This is a genomic window from Streptomyces rectiverticillatus, assembly GCF_013394065.1.
Lineage (GTDB): Bacteria > Actinomycetota > Actinomycetes > Streptomycetales > Streptomycetaceae > Streptomyces > Streptomyces rectiverticillatus.
This window is the reverse complement of the sequence record NZ_CP040752.1, coordinates 5,915,709-5,934,908: the sequence shown is the minus strand read 5'-3', so window position 1 is coordinate 5,934,908 and position 19,200 is coordinate 5,915,709. Positions and strand designations below refer to the sequence as shown.

The 19,200-nt window shown below is 67.5% G+C and carries 18 protein-coding genes and 3 pseudogenes; 10 read left to right on the top strand and 11 right to left on the bottom strand.

All coding sequences use genetic code 11. The annotated features are described in order from the left end of the window. Positions 1–97: 97 nt before the first annotated feature. Both FGW37_RS25820 and FGW37_RS25815 read right to left on the bottom strand, forming a co-directional pair. Complete coding sequence (locus FGW37_RS25820) at positions 98–1,318, bottom strand: beta-ketoacyl-[acyl-carrier-protein] synthase family protein (protein WP_179083231.1); 1,221 nt, start codon at positions 1,316–1,318, stop codon at positions 98–100. Between the two features lie 70 nt (positions 1,319–1,388). Continuing rightward, positions 1,389–1,592, bottom strand: coding sequence for an acyl carrier protein (locus FGW37_RS25815; RefSeq protein WP_179083230.1), 204 nt, complete (start codon positions 1,590–1,592; stop codon positions 1,389–1,391). Between the two features lie 390 nt (positions 1,593–1,982). On the opposite strand from FGW37_RS25815, the gene FGW37_RS25810 reads away from it, so the two are divergent. From FGW37_RS25810 to FGW37_RS25800, 3 genes are all read left to right on the top strand, one after another. Continuing rightward, on the top strand, positions 1,983–2,768 hold the full coding sequence (locus FGW37_RS25810) for an arylamine N-acetyltransferase family protein (protein WP_179083229.1): 786 nt from the start codon (positions 1,983–1,985) through the stop codon (positions 2,766–2,768). A gap of 112 nt (positions 2,769–2,880) precedes the next feature. After that, positions 2,881–3,084 carry an acyl carrier protein gene (locus FGW37_RS25805; RefSeq protein WP_179083228.1) on the top strand — a complete coding sequence of 68 codons (204 nt, stop codon included), beginning with the start codon at positions 2,881–2,883 and terminating at the stop codon, positions 3,082–3,084. Positions 3,085–3,113: 29 nt separating this feature from the next. Then, positions 3,114–4,109 carry an aldo/keto reductase gene (locus FGW37_RS25800; RefSeq protein ID WP_246430860.1) on the top strand — a complete coding sequence of 332 codons (996 nt, stop codon included), beginning with the start codon at positions 3,114–3,116 and terminating at the stop codon, positions 4,107–4,109. A 138-nt stretch (positions 4,110–4,247) separates the two neighbouring features. On the opposite strand, the pseudogene FGW37_RS25795 reads toward FGW37_RS25800, so the two are convergent. Next, positions 4,248–4,827: pseudogene (locus FGW37_RS25795) on the bottom strand (DUF5655 domain-containing protein); the annotation flags it as partial. Positions 4,828–4,929: 102 nt separating this feature from the next. Here FGW37_RS25795 and FGW37_RS25790 point away from each other — a divergent pair. Further along, positions 4,930–5,082 (top strand): annotated as a pseudogene (locus tag FGW37_RS25790) (NAD(P)-binding domain-containing protein); the annotation flags it as partial. Here the strand turns inward: FGW37_RS25790 and FGW37_RS25785 are convergent. Then, the gene (locus FGW37_RS25785) at positions 5,069–6,037 is read right to left on the bottom strand and encodes a beta-ketoacyl synthase N-terminal-like domain-containing protein (RefSeq protein WP_246430560.1); all 969 of its coding nucleotides are present in this window, start codon (positions 6,035–6,037) and stop codon (positions 5,069–5,071) included. The pseudogene FGW37_RS25790 and the gene FGW37_RS25785 sit on opposite strands and share 14 nt — an antisense overlap. Before the next feature lie 46 nt (positions 6,038–6,083). Between FGW37_RS25785 and FGW37_RS25780 the strand changes: the two genes are divergently transcribed. Both FGW37_RS25780 and FGW37_RS25775 read left to right on the top strand, forming a co-directional pair. Next, entirely contained in the window at positions 6,084–6,401 is a 318-nt protein-coding gene (locus FGW37_RS25780) for a hypothetical protein (protein ID WP_179083227.1), read from the top strand. A gap of 1,449 nt (positions 6,402–7,850) precedes the next feature. Further along, positions 7,851–8,858 (top strand): hypothetical protein, encoded by a 1,008-nt coding sequence (locus FGW37_RS25775; protein WP_179083226.1) that lies wholly within the window; start codon positions 7,851–7,853, stop codon positions 8,856–8,858. Positions 8,859–9,344: 486 nt separating this feature from the next. Here FGW37_RS25775 and FGW37_RS25770 read toward each other — a convergent pair. Beyond that, a pseudogene (locus tag FGW37_RS25770) lies at positions 9,345–9,938 on the bottom strand (IS5 family transposase); the annotation flags it as partial. A gap of 938 nt (positions 9,939–10,876) precedes the next feature. Between FGW37_RS25770 and FGW37_RS33445 the strand changes: the two are divergent. The 4 genes from FGW37_RS33445 to FGW37_RS25760 are packed head-to-tail and all read left to right on the top strand — an operon-like array spanning position 10,877 to position 12,810. After that, positions 10,877–11,101, top strand: a complete 225-nt coding sequence (locus FGW37_RS33445) for a hypothetical protein (protein WP_246430559.1) — start codon at positions 10,877–10,879, stop codon at positions 11,099–11,101. 18 nt (positions 11,102–11,119) lie between these two features. Then, positions 11,120–11,353 carry an ImmA/IrrE family metallo-endopeptidase gene (locus FGW37_RS33440; protein WP_246430558.1) on the top strand — a complete coding sequence of 78 codons (234 nt, stop codon included), beginning with the start codon at positions 11,120–11,122 and terminating at the stop codon, positions 11,351–11,353. Further along, positions 11,350–11,643 (top strand): hypothetical protein, encoded by a 294-nt coding sequence (locus FGW37_RS33435; protein ID WP_246430557.1) that lies wholly within the window; start codon positions 11,350–11,352, stop codon positions 11,641–11,643. The genes FGW37_RS33440 and FGW37_RS33435 overlap by 4 nt, the downstream gene beginning before the upstream one ends. Before the next feature lie 6 nt (positions 11,644–11,649). Further along, the gene (locus tag FGW37_RS25760; RefSeq protein ID WP_179084912.1) at positions 11,650–12,810 is read left to right on the top strand and encodes a hypothetical protein; all 1,161 of its coding nucleotides are present in this window, start codon (positions 11,650–11,652) and stop codon (positions 12,808–12,810) included. Between the two features lie 9 nt (positions 12,811–12,819). On the opposite strand, the gene FGW37_RS25755 is transcribed toward FGW37_RS25760, so the two are convergent. The 6 genes from FGW37_RS25755 to FGW37_RS25730 form a co-directional block, all read right to left on the bottom strand. Then, positions 12,820–13,440, bottom strand: coding sequence for a hypothetical protein (locus FGW37_RS25755; RefSeq protein WP_246430556.1), 621 nt, complete (start codon positions 13,438–13,440; stop codon positions 12,820–12,822). Positions 13,441–14,189: 749 nt separating this feature from the next. Next, entirely contained in the window at positions 14,190–14,762 is a 573-nt protein-coding gene (locus FGW37_RS25750) for a hypothetical protein (protein WP_179083225.1), read from the bottom strand. Then, on the bottom strand, positions 14,762–15,880 hold the full coding sequence (locus FGW37_RS25745; protein WP_179083224.1) for an ROK family glucokinase: 1,119 nt from the start codon (positions 15,878–15,880) through the stop codon (positions 14,762–14,764). Before FGW37_RS25745 ends, FGW37_RS25750 begins: the two co-directional genes overlap by 1 nt. 202 nt (positions 15,881–16,082) lie before the next feature. Further along, positions 16,083–16,913, bottom strand: a complete 831-nt coding sequence (locus FGW37_RS25740) for an ATP-binding cassette domain-containing protein (RefSeq protein WP_179083223.1) — start codon at positions 16,911–16,913, stop codon at positions 16,083–16,085. Further along, on the bottom strand, positions 16,910–17,962 hold the full coding sequence (locus tag FGW37_RS25735) for an ABC transporter permease (protein ID WP_179083222.1): 1,053 nt from the start codon (positions 17,960–17,962) through the stop codon (positions 16,910–16,912). The genes FGW37_RS25740 and FGW37_RS25735 overlap by 4 nt, the downstream gene beginning before the upstream one ends. Beyond that, positions 17,959–18,969, bottom strand: coding sequence for a sugar ABC transporter substrate-binding protein (locus FGW37_RS25730; RefSeq protein ID WP_484600427.1), 1,011 nt, complete (start codon positions 18,967–18,969; stop codon positions 17,959–17,961). The genes FGW37_RS25735 and FGW37_RS25730 overlap by 4 nt, the downstream gene beginning before the upstream one ends. Positions 18,970–19,200: the final 231 nt, after the last annotated feature.

Below are 19,200 nucleotides of genomic sequence, written 5' to 3'. Positions count from 1 at the left end.
GCGGGCACTGCCCTGAACCCTGACCATCACTCGCCTCCTGGGGTGGCTGGGATGCCATGCCGACGGGTCGCCGTGGCGGGAACCGGCGCGTCGCCCCCTACAGGACACGGGGGTGCCGGAGGACGACGGCGGCGTTGTGCCCGCCGAACCCGAAGGAGGTACTGACGGCGGTGTCGGCGCGGTACTCGCGAGGGGTCTTCGTGACGAGATCGATGTGGAAGGCGGGATCGGCGTGATCGGTGTGGGCGGTGGGAGGTACAAGGCCGCGTTCGAGGCTAAGGACGGTCAACGCGGCCTCGATCGCGCCTGCAGCGCCCAGCGCGTGGCCGAGACTGCCTTTGACGGAAGTGACGAGCGGCCTGTGAGGGAAGAGGCGTCCGATCATGAGAGCTTCGGCGGCATCACCGAGTCGGGTGCCGGTGGCGTGAGCGTTGACGTGCCCGATCGCCCCGGGAGCGAGGCGCGCATGCCGGAGGGCGGCCTCGACGGCCTGCTGGGCTCCGGCGGCGTCCGGGCGGGGGGAAGTGGGGTGATGGGCGTCGGTGCTCTGTCCGCAGCCGGCAAGAACCGCGCGGACGGGTGCCTTGCGGGCCCGAGCGGTCTCGGCGCGTTCGAGTACGAGGACGGCCGCACCCTCGGCGACGACCAGGCCCGAACGGTCGGGAGCGAAGGGACGGGACACGGCGGCGGGGTCGTTGTTGCTGACGGCCAAGGCCCCGCAGCGGTGGAACGCGGTGACGACAAGCGGGGTGGTACCCGCTTCGGCGCCTCCGGCGAGGACGATGTCGCACTGACCGGTGACGAGCAGGTCGTGCGCCACGGCCAGGGCGGTGGTGCCGGTGGCGCAGGCAGTGACGGGGGCGAGACTGGGGCCGCGGGCGCCGACGGCGAGTGCGACCTCACCACAGGGGGTGTTGGCCAGGAGCATCGGAAGGCAGGCGGCGGAAACCCAGCCAGGACCGTGGTCGGTCAGCTTGCCCAGTTGGTCGTGCCAGACCGCGGCGCCACCAAGGCTGGATCCGATGACGACACCGACGCGCGGACCCTCCCACGTGCCGGGGTCGAGGCCGGCCGCAGCAATCGCCTCCCGAGCTGCTGCCAAGGCGAGTTGCGAGCTGCGGTCCAGACGCCACAGGGCCATGGGGTCAACGGCATGCTCGACGTCCGGGGCACGGCAACTGAAGGTGACGGGCATTCCGGCCAGGGCCGGGTCGGTGGCGGCCGTGGAATCGCCCCGGCACACCCCTTCCCAAGTTGCTTCGATTCCGGAGCCGGCAGGGGTCACCGCGCCCAGGCCGGTGACGACCACGTGCGTCATGAGCTTCCTTCGGTGGGGGCGTTCCGATCCGGCGGTCGTACCTGCCCGGTGTCCGGGCCGGAGGTGCTTCTCAGCAAGCGGCGGCGGCGGAGGCCAGCGACATGCTCGGAAGGAGCTCGGTGTCCCCCTCGGTGTGCTCACTCACGATGACCGAGAGTTCGGCCACGGCGAGCGATTCCAACCCCACGTCGGTGAAGGTCGCCTCCGGGCGCATCCTGTCCCGCGCCACCCCGAACCTGGTCGCCAGCATTTCGGTGAGCTCGTGGTACGTCATGGTGACTGGTCCTATCGTCAGTGGGACAACGGGTTCCGACCGGGTTCCGACCTCCGACAAAAGGTCATCCCGAAAGACAAATGGATAAGTAATCAGTTCATTCCCATTTGCCTGGTCGAGGCGTGCGGGTCGCAACATAGCGGACCCTCGGGCGGTTATGTCAATGCCCCGGCCTCTCGCACGACGGGCCCATCGGGGCGACGATGTCAACGCCTCTGGGCTGCGATGCCACAGACGGGTGATCGTCGGTAGTTCAGGGGCCTTACCAGCGGATATTGGTGCACGATCACGAGCAGCGCCGCACCGCTTTCACTTCGACCGGTCCGCGGCGATCGCTCACTGCCTGAGCCACCGGGCGGGCAGCACCCGACCAACCCATGGAAGTATCGGATGGATTCCGAGTTGGACCCCCAGTTGACCCAGGAATACCTCGACCGGATCGGCGTCACGACCATCCGCGCTCCACAGCAGGAATTCCTCAGCGAGTTGCAGGAACGGCACCTGATGTCGGTTCCGTACGAGAACCTCGGCATGCATCTGGGAGAGCCCGCGCTGTTGGGCGATGGCGCCATCGACAAGGTAGTACGACAACGGCGCGGCGGCGGCTGCCAGGAGTTGAACGGCGCGGCGCTCTCGTCCCTCCTGCGTGCTCTCGGATTCCGAATCACCTTGCTGAGCGCCTACATGTTCAACGGCGGCCGCCCGAGTTTCGCGCTCTGCCACCCCTTGATCGTCGTCGACTGCACGTACCCGTGGTTCGTTGATGTCGGGTTGGGCGTATTCGGCCCTCGCCATCCGCTGCGGATGGATCTGACCGGCCCTCAGCACGATCCGCAGGGCACCTTCGAGTTCGTCGCCGGCCCTGACGGAGACACCGATCTCCTGCGCAACGGGTCTCCCATCCTCCGGATCGAGGATCGTCCCCGGGTTGAGAAGGATTTCATGCCCGGATTCTGGTGGGTCTGGAGTTCTCCTGAGTCCTACCACCGCACTCACGTGTACTGCACACGATTGACCGAGAACGGATCGCTCGCCCTGCGCGGCGATGTGCTGACCCGCATTGAGGGCACGCAGAAGGAATGGACCGCTTTGGCGGAATCCGAGCTCGCACCGGCCTACGAAAAGTACTTCGGAATGACGTTGGACCGGCTGCCACCCCTTTACCGGCAGAACTGAAGACCACACCGAGCTGTGTCCGCGCCCTCCGTCTGCTCTCTGCTCCGTGCGACGCAATGCGGCTCCATGGGGGCTGACTCGTCTCTCCCCGCCCAGGACAGGATCATCCATCATGACCTACGACGAGCTCGCCGAAGTGCTGGCTACCACGTTCCGAGTGGACCGGGAGCAGATGAGCCCTGCGGCGACCTTCGCCGAAGTGGGCCTCGAGTCCCTCGCTTTGGCCGAGCTCTCGGCCATCATCGGCGTTCGCACGGCCCGGGACATCGAGCTCCATCCGGCCATGCCCTTGCTCTCCGCGACCGGCAACTCCTGAACCGACGTCGAGAGGCGAGGAAAACCGTGCTGGCGATCCCCACCACCGAGCTGGGTGCCGGCGGTCCCGTCGTCGGCGTGCAAGGGCTCGGCTGCATGCCCATGAGCGGCTGCTACGGCAGCACTGATGCCGCCGAGGCGATGGCCACCCTGCAGCGCGCTCTGGAGCTGGGCGTCACGCTCCTCGACACCGCCGACATGTACGGCTTCGGAGGCAACGAAGAACTCATCGGCCCGTTCGTCCGGGCGCACCGCGATGACGTGGTGCTCGCCACGAAGTTCGGCGTCGAGCGGAGCGAGGGTGACCATCTGCGCTATGTGGTCCGCAACGATCCGGCGTACATCCGCCGGGCCGTGAACGCGAGTCTTCGCCGCCTCGGTGTGGAGCACATCGACGTGTACTACATGCACCGCCGTAACCCGCGGATTCCGCTGGCGGAGTCGGTGGGCGCCATGGCGGAGCTGGTCCGGGCCGGCAAGGTGCGGCACCTGGGCCTGTCCGAGGTCAGCGGCGACGAGTTGCGCGAGGCACACGCGGTTCACCCGATCGCGGCTCTGCAGTCGGAATGGTCCGTGTTCTCGCGCGACGTCGAACACGGCGCGGTACCGGCCGCGGCCGAGCTGGGCGTGGCGCTCGTGCCGTACTCGACACTCGCGCGAGGCTTCCTGGCCGGGACGTTCGGCAACGCCGATGACCTTCCGGTGAACGACCCCCGGCACTACCAGCCACGCTTCACGGGCGACAACGCCGCACACAACGAGGCGCTGCTGTTGCCCATGCGGAAGATCGCCTCAGCGCACGGAGTGACCCCGGCACAGGTGGCACTGGCCTGGGTGCATCAGCAGGCGCACGTACACGGGTTGACCGTGGTGCCGATTCCCGGTACCCGCAAGCACAGTCGCCTGAAGGAGAACACTTCGGCGACGGCACTGACGCTGAGCACGGAAGAACTAGCCGACCTGGACCCGATCGCGGACCGGGTGGCGGGCGACCGTTACGCGGACATGAGCAGCGTCTCGCGCTGACCGCGGCCCGGACGGTCCCGCAACCAACTGAGGGGACTGCTTGCAGTCGCCTTGAAGCGCGTTCCACAACCCGATCTAAGTTCGTATCCCCGGCGGCCTTCGGAGAGACGAACCCGTGCCGGTACCGATATGGCCGAGCTACACCGTGGTGTAGCTGATGCGGAACAGGTCCTGGGCTCGTTCCAAGTCCCGGTCCGTGCGCAGCTGGACCTCCAGGTCGCCCGTCCCGTGGTGGCCGAGCACCGTGACGTCCCGGGTGAATCCAGGGACGAGGTCGACCTCCTTGGGGTTGGCCTTGAGGTAGACGAGCAGTTTGTCCTTCTGCGGCGGAGCAGACGCAGGCAAAGTTCCGCAGCCGCTGGTACGCGCGGTAGGTCTTGCGCTGCACCTTGGTGATGTCATCGCCGAGACCCAGCAGGGCCTGGTCAACCTCCGCGAACAGCTCCTGCATCGCCCCCTTGAACACAGGAGCCCCGGGTGCCCCGGCCTCACTTGGCCGGCGGGTGCGCGGCACCGCCGTCTGAGCGGCGACGGAGGCGACCGTCTCCAGCCCGAAGTGGTCCTCCCCGAAGAAGCGGTAGCGGACCAGATCAATACTGCGCCGATACTCGCGGATAGCGTGCATGTCGTAGCGAGTGAAGTCACCGGCGACGCAGATCAGCCGGGGTGCGCTCCACAACACCTGGTCTGCGGCCGCCGCTCCGAGCCGGTCGCGGACCGGGGCTGGCTGGATTCCTTGATGAAAACCCTGGGGCGTCACCCAGAAAACCTGCCACTGACCCGCCCCCTTCCACACCCCTCACCAGCAAGGAGAACCCCAATGAAAATCGCAGTCCTGGGCACCGGCGGCGGTGGCCGCGCCCACGCCGCCAAGTTCGCCGACCTCGGCCACGAGGTCTACGTCGGCACCCGCGACGTCGAGGCCACCCTCGCCCGCAATGGTGCCACCCAATTCGACGTCACGGCGCGGCCCCGACGCCCTCGCCGCGTCGCAGTACGAGGGCGGCGTTGAAACCACCGTGACCGCGCGCGAGCACCAGCACATGCTCGTACCGGCCGACGCGCGGGGCGTCCCGGACTAGGTCGATCGAGTATTGCCGCGGGAGGCGTCGGACATTCTCCGTCGGCGGCAGTAGGCCGTCCCGCATCGCGAGCAGGGCTGTGACGACATCCAGCGGTCCGCCGCCGGAAAAGAGGCGACCGGTTGCTGCTTTCGGCGCCGTCACCGGGACGGCCATGGGCCCGAAGATGCCGCTGATTGCGTTTGCTTCCGCGATGTCCTGCTCAAGCGTGCCTGCGGCGTCTGCGAACACGGCGTCAATCTGAGAAGGGCCGATTCCCGCGTCTGCCATCGCCAGTTCTGCTGAACGACGCAAACCCGGCAGTCTCAACGAGCCCGGAGCCGGGTCGAAAGTCGCCGCATAGCCGGCGAGCTCACCGTAAGCGCTTCGTCCTCGGCGACGGGCCCTGTCGGCATTCTCCAGAAGCAGCATTGCGCCGCCTTCGCCAGGGATGTAGCCGTTCGCCCGCTCGTCGAACGGCAGATAGCCCTCGTCCACCGAGCAGGCTGAGCTGACCTTCCCACTCGCGATCATCGAGACCCAGCCCAGCGGATCGAGCGCTGAGTCGACGCCACCGCAGAGTATCAATGGAACGCCGCTGCGAACGGCCCGGCGAGCCTCGCCGATCGCGTCGAGCCCGCCGGCCTGTTCGGCAGACAGCGTGCAGCTGGAACCGCGCAGACCATGGCGGATCGAAATCTGGCCGGTGTTGACCGCGTAGAACCAGGCGATGCTGCCGTACACGCTGACCTCGTCGGGGTCTTGTGACCACAGGCGCTGCATGTCCCCGTGGATGTAGGCAAGGCCGCCGATCGCGTTCGCGGTGACGGCGCCGATATCGAACTCGCCGAACTCCTCCGGTGTCACTTGTGCGTCTTCGAGGGTTTGCGAAGCCGCGGCGAGGGCGTGGCGGGTGGAAGCGCAGGGCTTCTTGGGGCTGCTCGGCGCGTTCCATCAGTTCGCCCGCGAGCAAGGCGGTGTCTTCGATGCCCGCGGCGTCGGCCCGCAGGTGGAGCTGGAACGAGAGTCGGAAGAGGGCGCGGTCTCGAGCTTCCCAGGCCAGCGCGGCGAGATCATTTCTCTGTGCGTGTTCGGGCAGTGCACTCCAGAGCGAAGCAGGGGCAGTCGCGGTCGCGCGGCTCGATCGTCCGTGGTGGTCGAGATAGTCGGCAAGGCGGAAATGAGGTTCCGCGTGAACTGCCTGACCGGGACGGGGGGCGTACCGGATTGAGGGGACTGGTCGCACTGCGGCAGGGCTGTTGAAGTGTGGAGAGGGTTTGGTCGAACCAATCTTCCGTCAGGCCATCCCGTTCGTCATCGGTGAGGTAGCCGCCGGCGGCCAGTTCCAGCAGCGTGCGAGGCAGTGCTCCGCTGCATCCGATCCGGCGGGCGTCCCTAGCTGCGTGGATCACGGCCTGCGCGGCGGCCGGGGCGGTCGTGTGGCGCTCCATGAGGGCGAAGGCGGCGGAGAGGTACTGCACGATCCGTCCGTCTCCGGCTCGCTGAAGTGCCTCTGCCAGCCGGGTCTTCTCGACCGACAGGTCGACGTGGATCGGGCCGGACCACGTGCCCAGCAGGTGTAGTGGTAGACCCAGCAGCCATGTGGGCCCCGCCGGCACCGGACGGCTTCGGCCAGTGGTACGGCGCACCAGCCACGGGGGTCAGGCGGCACCGGCGAGATAGGGGCTCGACTTCGACCGAAGGTGGGCTCAGGCTCCCCAAGGCAGAACGGGCCCACGCCGGACGTCGCTCTGCACGCCCAGGTGGGTGACACCAGCCACCCAATAGAGGAGAAGCAGCGGACAGGTGTCGAGCCACCTGTCCATCGTCCCCGGATCGAACTGTCCCCGGGCGGGAGCAAGTTCAGTGTCCTGCATCTGGTCCCGAACCGCCCTGTCAACTCAGCCTGGTCGTCCTTGCTCGACTGCCACGGCAAGGCCAGGGCTACCACGTTCGTAAGCCGTGCCCGAGCGCCGTTGTGGGCACCCAGTGGGCACCTGTCTCCGTCGAGGACGCGCCCGTCGGTGGCGCCCAGAAGCCTCCGTGTTCTGGACGATCCCGGAGAGGCCCTGGAGCAGGTCGCTGACGCTGAAGAGATTGCCCGTGTGTAGTCTCTGGTCCAGTCGATAGCGTGGTGCACCAATCCTGGCAGAGCCGCAAGACAGCACAAGTGCGCTATGACCTCCGCCGTCGCCGCGTCGCCCTACGGTTCCGGCACGTGGTCCGCCTCCGAGTGCCTCTCCTGGTCGATGAACGGGCCGGTGGTTCGGCGGCCGCGCTCCCCGTCATCGGGGCTGAAGTTGAGCGTGGGCCGACGGAAGCCGCCCTGGAATCGGATCCAGCGGCCGGGGGCGTTACGGGCTCCTCGATCAATCCAGGACGGCTCTCACGCTATGCCTTCGGTACGCGGACGGTTGCCTGCCACTGCTATGCGTGTCATCACCGACTGGCCGTGCGCCATCCGTCACTATTGCGACAACGTCTCGCATGCTCGTGAACTAGGCATTTGCGGGCGATGAAGCTGCCCGATGTGATAAATCGCCGCCGCGTCACTGCCCTCGCTTCAGGTCACCGCACCAAGTGACGCCAATTCGGAGAACGGTCACCCGATCGCTCGTAGAAGTCCGCACGGTGAACCACTCCGGCTCGCCCCGTATTCAGCATGCAACCGGAGTTGACCGTGATCGAAGTCGCCGCGACCGCTACCGTAGCGCTGCCTGATCTTGTACGCGAGGTCGTCACCCCTGCTGCGGCAGCCGAAATCCTTGAGAAGACTCGCATGCACGGTTGCAACCCACGCAAGCTGGATTCCTCTCACGCCCGGCGGCTCGCTCGTGACATGTGCAACGGTAGCTGGGACGACTACAACCCCGACGTCCTGTCTCTGTGCGGTCATGGAGCCGCAATTCAGGGACAGCACCGCCTCGAGGCGGTCGTCATCAGCAAGACGCCCCGCAGCTTCCTTGTCGCCCGGGACCTGCCACACCAGACAGCCACCACTATGGACTGCGGCAAGGCGCGCTCCGCTGCCACAGCGCTGTCCCTGGTGGGTGTCGCGCGGCACCGCAAGGACATCTCGTCGACCGTCCGGCTGCTGCGACTCTACGACGCCGAACGCAAGAAGGTCGCCTGGCCCGCGTGGCGATCGGTCGTCTACACCAACGCCGAGATCGTAAGATTCTTCCAGTCGGAGTACCCCAACCTTCCGGACTTCCTGCCGCTGATGACCGCTCTGAAGAGCGGCGTGTACTCCGCCCCCGCAGCGTCACTGGCATGCGCGTACCTGGTCCACCGGGACGGCGGGAGCACCTCGCACGCGGACGACTTCTTCCAGGGCCTGATCTCCGGAGCCCACCTGGACACAGCCGACCCCAGATGGGTTGTCCGCCGATACTTTCAGACTCCGGCCCGGCCACGGCGCGGCAATACTGTCAGCTCACTTCAGCTGGGGCTGCTGCTCAAGACCTGGAATCTATGGATCTCTGACGGGGTCTGGGAGATGGCGTACTTCCGACCCAACGAGCGTATGCCCGAAGTCGTCCGCGCTGGCTCGGCGCGCAGATTCACTGAGGTGCATCACGAATCAGCCGACCCGGACAGTAGTAAAATGCCCTTGTCACCACGTCGCACTGCACGCCAGGCCCGTGTGCCCGACCAGAACACCAATACGGCTCAGGTACGCTCCTGAACCATCCGTGCCGGGCTTCCTCGGGATCGAGTCGGGGCAGCGTCAGGGCCACAAGGCGGCAGCCGCCACCGGCGCCTGGAGTACATCCGCGTCACCTGGAGCGGGACCGCGAGCGTCGAAGGCGCCGCCCCGGCGTTTGGCTTGTCGAGCTCGAAGGGCTACAGCCTTGTCCGCCGCGGGGAATTCCCCTGCCGCGTGCGGCCGATAGGCCGCACCGCCCGCGTCGTCACTGCCTCGCTCCTCCGCGTACTCGGGATGGTCGAGTCGGAGTGCAACGGAGCCTCCGGCACAAGCCAAATCCGCCTTGATCAACTGTACGACGACGCGCCGCCGGAGCAAGCCGACGGGGTCCTCACATGTCACAGCCCCTATGAGCGGGGTCCTGGCTGTAACTGTCTGACCAGGTCGAAGACCTCCGGGGCCGCATAGCGCTTGAGGCAACGGACGATTTCGCGACGGGTCTTACAACGCCTAACACAATGAGTTGATCTGTCTGAGGGTGATGTCTTGGTCGTAGCCACGGTCGGCGAAGAGGGAGTCCGACTTCCTGCGGGGATGGCCGACGCGTCCCCGCACCGGCGGGATGGCGTCGAGCAGGGGCAGCGTCTGGGTGACGTCGTTGCGGTTGCCGCCAGTGAGGAGGACCGCGAGCAGGGTGCTGCGGCCGTCGATATCAGGTGGTGCTTGGAGCCGGCCCGGCCCCGGTCGACCGGCGACGGGCCCGTACGGCCCCCCTTACGCCCGGACGTGGCTGGAGTCGATGACGCACCGCGACCAGTCCAGCTTTGCCGCAGCATTCAGCTCGGCCAGCAGGATCTCGTGAAGGCGCTGCCAGACCCCGGCCTCGTTCCAGTCCCGCAGCCGCTGCCAGCCCGTCATGTCCGACCCGAAGCCCGGCTCCTGGGGCAGATACTCCCACTGGATGCCCGTGCACAGCACGTACAGGCCACCGCACAGGACCTCCCAGTCCGGCAACGGCTTGCAGCCCGGGTACCGGAACCGACGCTCCCTGCCCGGCAGCAGCGGCTCGATCCGTCCCCACAGCTCATCCGACACGATCCACGGTGACGCCCCCACGATGCGGACAACGCTCAACTCACCGACCGGACAAACCCATCAGCGCCGCCCCACCTCATTGTGTTAGGCGTTGTTACGCAGGGCGAATCCAGCAACCGGGTCCTCGGGGCCAGTCGCCGCAGCAGCGCGGCGGGCTGCCCGGTGTGTTCGCTAGACCTCAATCATCTCAGCGCGCGTCATCACCCGTGATCGGAGAGTCCCCCCACCGAATCCACTGCCGGGCCGACCTGCCGACGCATCCTCGCTCCCCATGCGTTCCCCTTCGTCTCCCGCATTCACACACCTGCACCACATTTGACAGGTCGTCGCCTGGTGGTCACAGGGCCCTCACGTCTGCCGGAGGGGGCATCATGCCGGCCTTGAACCAGCTCATCGCTTGGGCCATCGACGGCACCGCAGCATTGCGTAAGGCACCTGCGGCCTTGGTCATCTAGCGCCCGACTCGCAGCGTTACGCCACCTCGCGGCTCCCGCAACCCCCTCCAGGAGGCAGTCGAACCCACCAGGTAAGCTGGGATATTTTGATGCGTAATAACGCTTATACTACGAGGTGATGTAGTATGCGGGAAGCCTGGAGTCACCGGGGGGTACGCTCAGGATGGACGACACCGGCGACCTCGTAGCAGACGCGGCCATGCCGGCCATTGCCCGCGCATCGCGCGGATGGCCCCAGGCTGACCTCGCATCAGAGATGGCGCGCCACGCAGAGGGCAAGGCGGTCTCGCAGGGGTACGTAAGTCGGGCCGAAGCCGGCCAGCTCATCGTACGCGGCGAGCACCTGGCCCTTTTTGCGACAGCTCTCAGGTACACGCCGCAGATGCTATGTCGCACCGCTGACAACGGCGGGGCAGGTGTTGGGGTCGTGCACCATCGAAAGCGTGCTTCCATGGGCGCGTTGACGCTCCGGCGCGTCCACGCAATGCCGGCCGTCACCGTTTCCAGGTGGAGGCATTGGTCACGGCTGACGATGATGGCGGCAAGCATCGGCTCCGCGCCATCCCGGTCGACGACTTCGATACGGCGGCGGACGCCGCAGAGACACCGCGCCTGGAGTGGAAGGTTCCTTTCGGTCCTCTCTCCAACGTCGTTGACGTGCTTGAGGCTGCGGGCGCCCTGCTCGTGGTGCGTGATCTGAAGTCACGTGAACTCGACGCTGTCAGCCAATGACATCCGGGCCAGCGGCCGTTGTTTCTCCTCAACTCGACCGTCCCGGGAGACCGATTCCGCTTCAGCCTCGCGCACGAGCTCGGGCACGTCGTGATGCACACTGGGCCTGGGGACCCACGCCTCCAAGAGCAACAAGCAGACCAGTTCGCAGCAGAGTTCCTCATGCCTCACGGGTCTGTCCTGGCCGATCTCCGCACCGGGGTGGGCTGCCGCGGCTGCTGGAACTCAAGAACCGCTGGGGAGTGCCGATGATGGCACTCACCCGGCGCGCCAAGTCCCTAGGCACTCTCACCGAATGGCAATACCCCTCGCTCATGGTGGAGATGTCCGCCCTGGGCCACCGCACCAATGAACCCGTGTCCATCGAACGCGAAACCCCTTACCACCTCGCCGAAGCCGTCACCCGACTGACGCACCAGCACCACCTCGACCTGTCCCAGGCAGCCCACCCGACCGGCCTGGAACTCGAGGAGTTCACCGAGATCTACTCGTGTCCTTCTCCACCCGGACGCCCCTGGGGCTCCGGGCTCACCAACAGGTAGGTGACCATGGCCAACCCACCACTCCCCGGCCGCACGCCCGCTCTGCGGGTTCTCGACGCGTCGGTACCGGCCACGCCGCTGCTACAGGGGCGTGTACTGCTGCACGAGAACGCACGCTTCGTCCCCCAGATGCGGGCCCCGCTCGACGATGACCTCGGCGGCATCGTCATGACCGGGGAAAAGGCAGGTGAACGCGCGTACCAGCTCCGAGCGTCCGGCTACGACGGCGCTATGCTGATCGACACCACCGCATACAAGACCCACACGGCAACCGCCGAGGAACCCTTCTTCCTGGACAGCGGCGATCTCTTCGGCACGGTCGACACGGTGCTCCAGTTGCAGAAGGCGCGGGGCGCCAGCGCCGCCCTGACCCCAACCGGGTACATTCCCCCTGGCGCTTCCAAGGTCCTCGAAACCGTCATCCGTCAAGCTCAGCTCATCGAGCGCGCAGACACGGTCATCAGTCTCCCCCTCAGCACGGTCTGGCTGACCGACGAATACATCTCCCAGCTGATCGCCGGGTGCGAGCGCATTCCGCACCCCAAGGCCATCACGCTGTTTCGCCAGTTCAACCCCATGGAACAGTCGAAGACTGTTCCCGCCAACCTGCGTCGCCTCGTCGCGGCACGGCCGGACATCGCCCTGCTGCGGAGCGATCTAGCAGCGCTGGACGCATTCGTCCATGGCGCCCTGTTCTCCGGCATCGGCGCCGACAGCACCAGCCGGCACAGCATCCCGCCGGGGGAAGTGACACTGGTCAGCAACAAGAAGAACCCTGGACCGATCTACCCCTACGTGTTGATGCCGAGCCTGATGACCTTCAAGGGCACGCGGTCCCTGGCGCGGATCTATGCGAATGATCCGCCGGCAACCTGCGACTGCGGTGTATGCGAGGGCCGCGGACTCGACCGGTTCAACGATCCCGGCAGGGAGGCACGACGCGAGTCCGAGAATCACAACATCAGCACCTGGAGCGACTGGATGCTCCAAAGCGTGGCCCGAAAGCCCGGGCTTGATCGCAAGACGTGGTGGCGGGACAAGTGTACTGCCGCCGTAGCTCAGTGCGCCCTAGAGAACCAGCGCCTGGGGCTGTCCGCAAACTCCAAGGCGGGTTTCAGCGTCCCGGACCACCTGCGGGCCTGGGCGACCCTACCCCTCAACCCGTGAGGCCAGCGCTCACCGGCACAACTGATCGTACGCCTCTTCAAGAAACTGCCAGCCCGCTGCTGTGTGCCGACGCCGTACGAACGGCCGAGGCGGCACCACGACCTCAACGTCGCGGCCCGTCGCCACAAGCAACCCGATCCCGTAGAACACGGCCTCCATCACCGCGTCGTCACGACGCCTGAGCGGCCGGTCCACCATGACTGCCCGAGCACAGAAAGGAGTGAACCATTCGGCCTTCTCCTTAGCTGCCGCCCAACTGCCCCCGGGCACTACAGCCAGATCCACGTACAGAGGGTGTGTTGCCTCACGCACAATCGCACCGACGTGTCTCATCAGCGCGCCGCTTGGTACCTGCCGCAGCACACGCTTCTCCCGGTCGCTGAGGGAAGCCCTCTCGACCGGCTCCCCCAACGGCAGGTTCATCAACAGCTCAAGTACGTGGAGCCTGTCCAGCCTCGCCATGCCCGCACGCGCACGCCGCTCGCATTCCTGCCCCTGCCGCCGATAGGCCACCACAGCTTCGACGCCGAACTTATTGAACATTCCGATGTCCGCGCCCGGAGGGAACAGCGTGTCAGGCGTCGCCACACGAGAGATCACCTCTGCCGGACCCGGCGACGCCACAGCCATGCCTCTCCCCTCGCCCCAAGGAAGACAATCCTTCTAGCAGGACTGCGCCCTTACCTACCGGTAGGAAACCTTTCACGGAAAGGGCAGCCGCACCAGCGCTAGAAGATTATCGGCGTTACTCTCGCCGCCATTCCAGTACGCGGCCTAACCGGGACCCCACTGTCCAGGTCACGGGTGCCGCCCCCACGCCGCCAAGCCAGGTTAGTGGGAGCCGCCCCAGCACCACGGGCTGAGCAACTGCGATGACCCTAATGCGGGGCCAGCCCGCTCCACAATGGTCAAATCGCCACGCACCCCGATCCCATTCCGGCTGTAGTCGCTCACGTACGGAGTTCCCCGCGGACCATGCTCCCCCACCACAAACGCATCTGCGGTGTCACCACAGACCACGCCTGCGGCGCCCAGCGTCCGCCTGCCCCATCCCCCGATCAGCTGCGAGCCGGTGCACAACGAGACCACTCTGCCAGCACCTGCCTGTCAGGGGCCTCAGTGACCATCACGTGTCACGTTGCTGTCACCAACACCATCGACACACCTGAACCACGAAGACCCCACCAGCGTGAACGGCAGCGATCTGGACCACGTGGACACCAGCAGACGCTTCCGCCTACATGTGCCAGGTGGTGCCGAGTGCGGGGCCGACGACCAGGACGGGCCCGTCCTCGGGGCCGTCGGTCCGGTACTGGAGGGGCTGCGGGGTCTGCTTCTCGCTCACCCGCGCCACGCTATCCGACGGCCCGGAAGGGCGATCAGGGCGTGGTCGTGGACACCACAAAAACCCGCGGGTACTTCGGGTCGTCGAGGTTGGCGGTGATCTCCAGGGAGGGCTTGGGCTTGTCCTGGTCGACGGTGATGCCTGCCCAGCGGTGCTCGCCGCCCAGGTCCCAGCCGACCTCGGCGGCCTCGTCCTCGTCGATGGTGACCTCGCCGTCCTCAAGCTCGGAGGCGCTGGTGCCGACGTCGGAGAGCCACTTGTCGAACCTCTCGCGCGTGGTCGTGAACTGCAGGAAGAGCGAGCTCGCCTTCCACGCGTTGGTCTCGTAGCTGGCGACGTCCTCCGCGTAGGGCGGGACGGTCACCTCGTAGAGGCGGCGCTGGAGCCGGGTGGGCCAGCCTTCCTCCAGGCCGGACGCGGCCGCCTGCTCCTTCTTGGATTCGCTGCCGCCGCGGCTCTGCATCGCGGAGATGTAGAGGTAGCCGGCGGGGATGGCGATGAGCAGGAAGACGATGACGGCCTTCAGGCAGCGGCGGCGGAAGCCGCCGTCCGGCTGCCCGGGGCTGTGCGGCGGCACCGTGCGCTCGGGGTGTTCCGTGGTGGCCATCAAGCGCGACCCGCCCTCGCGTACCGCTCGTAGCGCTCGACGCGGCGGCGGTTGGCGCGCCGGAAGCGGCGGGCGACGAGCCGGGCCAGGTCCGCGGCGCCGACCATGCCGGCCTCGGGGCCGAGCTGGGCCTTGACGATGCGGGCCTCGGGGCGGTAGCCGCGGCCGGTGAGGTGGCGGCGGAAGGCGTCCCGGGCGGGGCCGATCAGCAGGTCGTCGGCGGCGCTGACGCCGCCGCCGATGACGAAGCAGGAGGGGTCGAGGGCGGCGGCGAGGTTGGCGATGCCGACGCCGAGCCACTGGCCGATGTCCTGCAGCAGCTCGACGCACATGGCGTCGCCGGAGCGGGCCAGCTCGGTGATGAGGGGGCCGGTGATCTCGTGGATGTTGCCGCCGACGCGGTCGATGATCCCGTACGCGACGGGGGACTCGGCCGCGGCCAGCTCGCGGGCCTCGCGCACCAGCGCGTTGCCGGAGCTGTACTGCTCCCAGCAGCCGCGGTTGCCGCACGGGCAGCGGTGGCCGCCGGGCACGACCTGCATGTGGCCGAACTCGCCGGCGACGCCGAACTTGCCGCGCTTGACCTGGCCGTCCTCGAGGATCGCGCCGCCGATGCCCGTACCGAGAGTGATCATGACGAGGTGGTCCTCGCCGCGGCCTGCGCCGAAGCGCCACTCCGCCCAGGCGGCGGTGTTGGCGTCGTTGTCGACCATGACGGGGACGGCGAGGCGGCCGGCGAGGCGGTCGCGCAGCGGCTCGTTGCGCCAGGACAGGTGCGGGGCGAACAGGACGCGGTTGCGGTCGGCGTCGACCCAGCCGGCCGCGCCGATGCCCACGGCGTGGACGTCGTGCCGGTCGGAGAGGTCGAGGACCAGCTCGACGATGGTGTCCTCGACGACCTTGGGGCTCTTGGACTTGTCCGGCGTCTCGGTGCGGACCTTCTCCAGGATGGTGCCGTCGGCGTCGACGACGCCCGCCATCACCTTGGTGCCGCCGATGTCGATGCCGACGGTGGGGACGCGCGGAGCGGTCAGGTGCGAGCGGCGCTCGCGCGTGCCGACGGTCCGGAGCACGGTGGCCCTCGCCGCGCCCCGGTGGAGGTCGCGATACATGCTCATGACACCACCGCCACGGCGTGGAGCTGTGCGGTCCTACGGTCGCTCCGGTTGCGTGCTCGCAAGAGTCGTCGTCCCTGCGGTGGTCTCGGGAGGTCTCCGCCTCGTGGATACGGTCGTGGCCGATTGTGCCTCAAGGAAGCGTTGCGTACCGCATCGCGGGAAGCGGGCCCGCCACCGGCGGACCCGCTCGGTGAGAGCTGTGTCACCCCTCGCCGGAGACGACCGGTTTGCCGCCGATCACGTCCGGTCCGGGGGCCCGCTGCAGCTCGTGGCTGAGCTGTTCCAGCTCGCTGCCGCCCGCCATCTGGCGGGTGAGCTCGTCGAGGGCGATCTCCGACTTGGCGTGGCTGCCGGCCATCGCGCCGCGCTTGAGCAGCACGAAGCGGTCACCGACCAGATACGCGTGGTGCGGGTTGTGGGTGATCAACACCACGCCCAGGCCGGCGTCGCGCGCCGCGGCCACGTACTTCAGGACCACGCCCGACTGCTTGACGCCGAGCGCCGCGGTCGGCTCGTCGAGGACGAGCACCTTCGCGCCGAAGTAGACCGCCCGCGCGATGGCCACGCACTGCCGCTCACCGCCGGAGAGGGTGCCGATGGGCTGGTCGACGTCGCGCAGGTCGATGCCCATGCGCAGCAGCTCGCTGCGCGTGGTCTCGCGCATGTGCTGCACGTCGAGCCGTTTGAAGGGGCCTGCGCCCTTCGTCGGCTCGGAGCCGAGGAAGAAGTTGCGCCAGACCGGCATGAGCGGGACGACCGCGAGGTCCTGGTAGACCGTGGCGATGCCGCGGTCGAGGGCCTCGCGGGGGGAGGCGAGCTTCGTCTCCTCGCCCTCGATCTCGAAGCTGCCGGCGTCGTGCTGGTGCAGACCCGCGACGATCTTGATCAGGGTGGACTTGCCGGCGCCGTTGTCGCCGAGCACACAGGTGATCTCGCCCGCGTGGACCTCCAGGGAGACCCCTTCGAGGGCGCGGATGCTCCCGTAGAACTTGCTGACGCCGGTCAGCTTGACCAGGGCAGGGGCAGCACTCATTTGCGGGCCTCCGCCCTCTTGCGCACCCAGGCGTTCAGCAGCGTCGCCAGGAGCAGCATCGCGCCCAGGAAGAACTTGAACCAGTCGGGGTTCCACTGTGCGTAGACGATGCCCTTGCTGGCCATGCCGAAGATGAACGCGCCGACCGCGGAGCCGATGGCGGAGCCGTAGCCGCCGGTCATCAGGCAGCCGCCGATGACGGCCGCGATGATGTAGAGGAGTTCGTTGCCGACGCCCTCGCCGGACTGCACCACGTCGTACGACATGAGCAGGTGCTGGCCGGAGATCCAGGCGCAGAAGGCGACCGCCATATACAGGGCGATCTTGGTGCCCTTGACGGGGACGCCGACCGCGCGGGCCGCGTCGGAGTTGCCGCCCACCGCGAAGATCCAGTTGCCGGCGCGGGTGCGCAGCAGGACCCAGGTGGCCAGGGCCACCAGGCCGAGCCACCACAGGATGGTGACCTGGAGGTCCACGCCGCCGATCGTCAGGTGCGAGGCGAAGACCGCGCGGGCGGACTCGAAGCCCTCCATGTCCCCGATGGTCTTGGTGGAGACGGTGCCGCCGATCAGCTTGGTGAAGCCCAGGTTCAGACCGGTCAGCATCAGGAAGGTGGCCAGCGTGATGATGAAGCTGGGCAGCTTGGTGCGGGTGAGCACGAAGCCGTTGAAGAAGCCGACGGCGAGCATGGCGAGCAGCGAGACGCCGGCGCCGACCCAGACGTTGGCCGTCATCTGGTAGCTGAACATCGAGGAGACCAGCGCGGCGCTGGTCACCATCACACCGGCCGACAGGTCGAACTCGCCGCCGATCATCAGCAGTGCCACGGGCACGGCCATGATGCCGATGGTGGAGGAGGCGTAGAGCACCGTCGACAGGCTCGACGTCTGCAGGAAGCTGTCGGCGACGACCGAGAAGAAGACGAAGACCGCGACCGCGCCGACGACCGCACCGAGCTCGGGGCGGCCGAGCAGCCGGCGCAGGTGCGAGCGGTGCATCAGCCGTTCGTCGGGGGCGTCCTGGACGGGGGCCGTTGCGGGGGCGCTCATCGCGTGCCCCGCTTGGCGTACTCGGCGAGGGTCTTGGCGTCGTCCTTGGTGATGATCTGCGGGCCGGTCAGGACCGGGCGGCCGCCGCCGAGCATGTCGCGGTTGTAGCGGTAGAGCCAGAGCAGGTCGACGGCCTCGTAGCCCTGCAGGTACGGGTCCTGGTCGACGGCGAAGCCGAGCTTGCCGGACTGCAGGTCCTTGGCGACCTGGCCGTTGAGGTCGAAGGTGTCGACCTCGGCCTTGCTGCCGGCCTGCTCGGCGGCCTTGACGGCGGTGGGGGCGAAGGGCGCGCCGAGCGTGACGACGGCGTCGATGTCCTTGTCGGACTGCAGCTTCGCCTCGATGGACGACTGCACGCCGGGCATGTTCGTGCCCTCGACGTAGAGGTTCTGCACCTCGCCCTTGAAGGACTTCTTCACGCCGTCGCAACGCTGCTCGTGGCCGACGTTGCCCTGCTCGTGCAGGACGCAGACCGCCTTCTTCTTGCCGCGCTCGTTGAGCTGCTCGCCGACGGCCTCGCCCGCGACGACCTCGTCCTGGCCGATGTGGGTGAGCGCGCCGAACTCCTTGGACTTGTCGGAGCCCGAGTTCACGGTGACCACCGGGATGCCGGCCTTCTTGGCCTTGGCCACGACGTCCTTCATGGCGTCGGGCTTGGCGAGCGTGACGATCAGGCCGTCGACCTTCTGGTCGATCATGGCCTGCACGCTCTGCGCCTGCTTGTTGCCCTCGGCGTCGTGCGCGTAGAGGAAGTTGATGTTGTCCTTCGCGGCCGCCTGCTTGGCGCCGCTCTGGACGATGTCCCAGAAGTTGTCGCCATCGCCCGAGTGGGTGACCATCGCGAAGGTCCAGCGGGGCGTGTCGACCGCGGCGCGGCCCTGAGCGGCCTTGGCGGCCCGCTCCTCCGCGCGCTTGCCGCCCGTAGCGCTGCACCCCGCCAGGGTGGCGCCGAGCACCGCTGCCAGCACGGCGCTCACCGCACGTACGCCTGTCCGAACCCTTGCCACGAGGAGTTGCCCTTCTCACTGTCTGTCACGGTGCGGCCGGACCCCGATTCCACGATTCCACGGGCCCAACCGCCCAAGTATCCGTCACCATCCGTCACCGCTGACCGCGGGGGCTTCAGCGGGTACCGCCGGGGGCTGCTGCATGTGGGTGGAGTTCTAGTGGCGGGCGCCCCACCGCGTCAAGGCTTTGTCCGAACATTCTGACGGCATGACGTACGGCATGACGTAACG

What these genes read in the sequence shown, in the direction of transcription:
- FGW37_RS25820 (WP_179083231.1), bottom strand. Translation starts at nt 1,318, where the DNA reads ATGACGCACGTGGTCGTCACCGGCCTGGGCGCGGTGACCCCTGCCGGC.
- FGW37_RS25815 (WP_179083230.1), bottom strand. Translation starts at nt 1,592, where the DNA reads ATGACGTACCACGAGCTCACCGAAATGCTGGCGACCAGGTTCGGGGTG.
- FGW37_RS25810 (WP_179083229.1), top strand. Translation starts at nt 1,983, where the DNA reads ATGGATTCCGAGTTGGACCCCCAGTTGACCCAGGAATACCTCGACCGG.
- FGW37_RS25805 (WP_179083228.1), top strand. Translation starts at nt 2,881, where the DNA reads ATGACCTACGACGAGCTCGCCGAAGTGCTGGCTACCACGTTCCGAGTG.
- FGW37_RS33435 (WP_246430557.1), top strand. Translation starts at nt 11,350, where the DNA reads ATGATGGCACTCACCCGGCGCGCCAAGTCCCTAGGCACTCTCACCGAA.
- FGW37_RS25760 (WP_179084912.1), top strand. Translation starts at nt 11,650, where the DNA reads ATGGCCAACCCACCACTCCCCGGCCGCACGCCCGCTCTGCGGGTTCTC.
- FGW37_RS25755 (WP_246430556.1), bottom strand. Translation starts at nt 13,440, where the DNA reads ATGGCTGTGGCGTCGCCGGGTCCGGCAGAGGTGATCTCTCGTGTGGCG.
- FGW37_RS25750 (WP_179083225.1), bottom strand. Translation starts at nt 14,762, where the DNA reads ATGGCCACCACGGAACACCCCGAGCGCACGGTGCCGCCGCACAGCCCC.
- FGW37_RS25745 (WP_179083224.1), bottom strand. Translation starts at nt 15,880, where the DNA reads ATGAGCATGTATCGCGACCTCCACCGGGGCGCGGCGAGGGCCACCGTG.
- FGW37_RS25740 (WP_179083223.1), bottom strand. Translation starts at nt 16,913, where the DNA reads ATGAGTGCTGCCCCTGCCCTGGTCAAGCTGACCGGCGTCAGCAAGTTC.
- FGW37_RS25735 (WP_179083222.1), bottom strand. Translation starts at nt 17,962, where the DNA reads ATGAGCGCCCCCGCAACGGCCCCCGTCCAGGACGCCCCCGACGAACGG.